The sequence below is a fragment of the Vibrio sp. 1402 genome, assembly GCF_033340275.1.
Genome location: NZ_JAWOWE010000497.1, coordinates 1 through 579, shown reverse-complemented (window position 1 = coordinate 579; position 579 = coordinate 1). Strand labels below are relative to the sequence as shown.

General features: G+C 44.7%; 1 protein-coding gene. It reads left to right on the top strand.

Annotated elements, in window-relative coordinates; genetic code table 11:
• On the top strand, positions 1–579 hold a 579-nt coding region (gene ilvY, locus R7044_RS26895; RefSeq protein ID WP_225456190.1), incomplete at both ends, for an HTH-type transcriptional activator IlvY.

Below are 579 nucleotides of genomic sequence, written 5' to 3'. Positions count from 1 at the left end.
AAACCATATAAAAGGAACCGAAGGCGAGCTAAAGGGGGAAATTCGTCTCTTTTGTTCGGTGACCGCCAGCTACAGCCATTTACCAGAGTTAATTTCCGATTTTCGTCTTCAGCATCCTTTTATTGAATTTAAGCTATCAACCGGTGACCCAGCTCAAGCAATCGACAAAATACTAGCAGATGAAGCCGATATTGCCATCTCAGCCAAATCGGAGCAGATGCCAAACAAAATCGCGTTTGAAACGATCAGTGAAATCCCTCTGTCTGTCATCGCTCCTGTCGGTGTCAGTTCATTTGCTGAGGAATTGCAAAAGGAGCAGCCAGATTGGTCAATCATTCCATTCATTCTTCCGGAAGCAGGCACAGCAAGGGACAGGGCTAATACTTGGCTCAAAAAAATGAAAATAAAGCCGAATATCTACGCGCAAACCTCAGGACATGAGGCCATCGTAAGCATGGTTGCATTGGGATGTGGGGTGGGTATCGCACCGGATGTCGTAATCAACAACAGTCCAGTAAGGGAAAAGATTAATCGCTTAAAAGTATTACCAATTAAGCCATTTGAACTTGGCGTCTGTTG